This is a genomic window from bacterium endosymbiont of Bathymodiolus sp. 5 South, assembly GCF_900128535.1.
Lineage (GTDB): Bacteria > Pseudomonadota > Gammaproteobacteria > PS1 > Pseudothioglobaceae > Thiodubiliella.
Window position 1 is genome coordinate 1 of the sequence record NZ_FQTR01000169.1, and the last position, 3393, is coordinate 3393.

General features: G+C 34.6%; 3 protein-coding genes. All 3 read right to left on the minus strand.

Annotated elements, in window-relative coordinates:
* The coding region (locus BBROOKSOX_RS09630) for a hypothetical protein (RefSeq protein WP_139661444.1) at positions 1 to 630 on the minus strand (630 nt) is incomplete at its 3' end.
* A gap of 823 nt (positions 631 to 1453) precedes the next feature.
* The gene (locus BBROOKSOX_RS09635; protein ID WP_139661446.1) at positions 1454 to 2326 is read right to left on the minus strand and encodes a hypothetical protein; all 873 of its coding nucleotides are present in this window, start codon (positions 2324 to 2326) and stop codon (positions 1454 to 1456) included.
* Between the two features lie 298 nt (positions 2327 to 2624).
* Positions 2625 to 2837 carry a hypothetical protein gene (locus BBROOKSOX_RS09640; RefSeq protein WP_218973727.1) on the minus strand — a complete coding sequence of 71 codons (213 nt, stop codon included), beginning with the start codon at positions 2835 to 2837 and terminating at the stop codon, positions 2625 to 2627.
* Positions 2838 to 3393: the final 556 nt, after the last annotated feature.

The following is a 3393-nucleotide window of genomic DNA, read 5'->3' on the forward strand; positions in this document are numbered from 1 at the left end:
ATCATTAGTATTTTCACTAATATTAAAGTTATCATTAGTATTTCTACCAAAGTCAGCAGGAGTATTTTCATTAGAAGGAGCCACCCTACTTGTATCAAGTTTAGAGTAAATGTTTCTCTCAACACTTCGTAGTTGATTTTCTGGAAGTAGATGACGATCAAGCATTTCAATTGTATCTGTAGAATTATGAGTATTTCTAGAAATATCATAATACGACTTAATAGCATTATAAGATATAGTACCAACTGCTATAGATAACAGGGAAGTAGGTATTACCCAAGCAGCTGTTGATATTTGTACATCATCATCATCATCATCTGTCGATAGTTCTATGTCATATTTTGCTATAACACACTGTAGCTTCTTTCCTTTTTCTAAACCGGGTGACTCTGTAAATAAATTATCTTTTCCTGAGGCTGATAATCTTCTTATAGAGAGAGCAGGGTTAATCATAAACTCATATCCTGTTTTGCATCTACAATTTCCAGTTTTAGTAACATTTGAATATGAATAAATTGATGATGTAACTTCATATATTAAATCTTTATTTTTAATCTTACATTCGGTGCCTAACACATTAAAACTGCCAACAAACAGCAAACTTAAGACATGCAATTTTATTATTTTCATTTTCTTCTAATTATAAATTAAATAAACTTAACATCTTAGAGTGCCCTCAAAAAACCCAGCACAATTTACGAAATACATCAAATAACGCTTTCGCCTTTTTCCTAACAGAAAACATTAACATCAAAGAGTATACCGATAAATGACTGAGTGGTGCCTGATATATCAAGAAGTGGAGCAAAATGAAATATATATTAGACTAGAGAGGCTACTGTACAAGCCCAAAAATACCCCCTAAAATTTAAAAAATTTCTATTTTTTTTCAAACAAATCAAAAAAAATTCATAAAAATACAATTTCCATTTACAAGGCAGCTATATCCTTACTTTTTATTGCTTATTTTGGTTTTTTTGTTAAAAAAAATCCAATAACCCTTAAGTCGCTATTAAATTTTTGTAAATATTAGACACCCTAGTTAAATTACAAGCAATAACTTTAAGGGCACTCCTAAAAACCCTAGTGCGATTTAGAGGGTGCAGAAAATAGTGCATTTATTACCCAAAAATAAGGAGAATAGCTCAACTCTCAAAAAACTCGCCTGTATTAACAAAGCTAACCCCATTTATTGAGATCAGCAGCTATTTTTTTAATGGTTGTAGAGAATAGCCATTGTTGCTAATATTGAAACACGATATGAGGCCTTTGCATAAATAGGGATGATTGGCAAAATCCAATTTTTGCCCAATTGGTGATTTCTTTAAACCTTGTCCTAGTAGAGCTAAGGCTGGGTTTTTCCTCCTAGAGGACTGCTAGGTGTCGCTGGAAAAATTGCCAAGTGGGTGAAAAGTGGGTTTCTGATGATTGTTCCTATTTATGCAAAGGTCTCTTATAATATATTGCATTTGCCACGCACATTAGATGATATTTCACGATATCCCCTTTCTGGAACAGGGGGAGCAGTCCTTATTCCAGCATCGGCGGTAGTACTTGGTAAGCCCCCCGGTCCACCAGTTGCCCCACCATTAAGTGGTGTATGTACGCTATCACCATCAATACTAGTGTAAATAGTTTCATTACTAGCGCCAGTATTTTCAATAAGGTTAGAGTTAACATCGGTATCTTCAATAACATTAGAGTCAACAAAAGTATGCTCACTAATATTAAAGTTATCATTAGTATTTTCACTAATATTAAAGTTATCATTAGTATTTCTACCAAAGTCAGCAGGAGTATTTTCATTAGAAGGAGCCACCCTACTTGTATCAAGTTTAGAGTAAATGTTTCTCTCAACACTTTGTAGTTGATTTTCTGGAAGTAGATGACGATCAAGCATTTCAATTGTATTTGTTGGGGTGTTGCTCGACGATTCTAATCTCTTGAATATAAGATAATTAATCGGCACAGTAATAGCTACTGCAGACAATATAGAAATAGGTATGACCCAATCATTTGTCGATAGTTTTGTGTCATCTTTTGATATAACGCACTGCAGCTCCTTTCCTTCTTTTGCTAAACCAGATGGCTCTGTAAATAAATTATCTTTTCCTGCAACCAATAATACTCCCATAGGGAGAGGGGGGTTAATCTTAAACTCATATCCTGCTTTGCATTTACAAGTTCCGATTTTGGTATTATTTGAATAAACTGATGATGTGATTTCATATGTTAAATCTTTATTTTTAACCTTGCATTCAGCGCCTAACACATTAAAACTGCCAACAAACAGCAAACTTAAGACATACAATTTTATTATTTTCATTTTTTTCTAATTATAAATTAAATAAACTTAACATCTGTAGAGTGCCTTCAAAAAACCCAGCACAATTTATGAAATACATAAAATAACGATTTTTCACCCAAAAACTCGTTAAATAGTTGGATATTCTCTTCATTTTTGAATAAAAAAGGCACTATTTTCTGCATTCCTTAAATCGCACTAGGGTTTCTGGGGTGCCCTACAGAAATCATCTCTTGTTAGTCTTGTTAAACGCTTTCGCCTTTTTCCCAACAGCAAACAAAAGGTTTGACTTAACGCCAAGAAGTATACAGATAAACGACTAAGTGGTGTCTGATATATTAAGAGAGACCTTTTTATTCAACCATTTTCTGGTAGCTAAAAACCCTAATCGAGGGTAATAATTTGGCGTACTAATAACACCAAGAATGCAATACTCGTTATCTTCTTTAAAGGTAACAGCACCACCACTGTCTCCAACTGGCAAGGGGTTCGTACGACTTGTCTGGGGTTTGTGTGCAAAAATAACTGCCATCATTCGTTCCTTCGGGGCAATTCGTGACTGGCACAATTTTTTTGGATTCATTAGCGTGATACCGGTAAGATATTTTCTTGAAAAAACATGTTAATGCCCCTTTAATTTTTGAATCTAAATTCAGATGCTAAACCCAACTTTTTTTTACTCATAAGTTGCACCTGATTCAAACGCCGCTTATGGTGTTTGATAATCTGGGCTTTTGCTTGGTTGATTATTCAACAAGGCAACAGCCTTGTTAACTTGCTTTTGTGATAAATGATCAAATGCCATTTGCTTGGAGCCATTGGTATGTTTGTTTAACCCACGCTCTCATGATGAATACGGATTAGCAAAGCTCAGTGGCATGATGTTTTTAGCGGTATTCGCACGCGTTTAGCCACTAGAATTCATCATGATGTTTACTCAGTGTGTTTTGCTTAGGAGAGGCCTTTGCATAAATAGGAACAATCATCAGAAACCCACTTTTCACCCACTTGGCAATTTTTTAAACCCAGCCTTAGCCCTGCTAGGACAAGGTTTAAAGAAATCACCAATTGGGCAAAAATTGGATTTG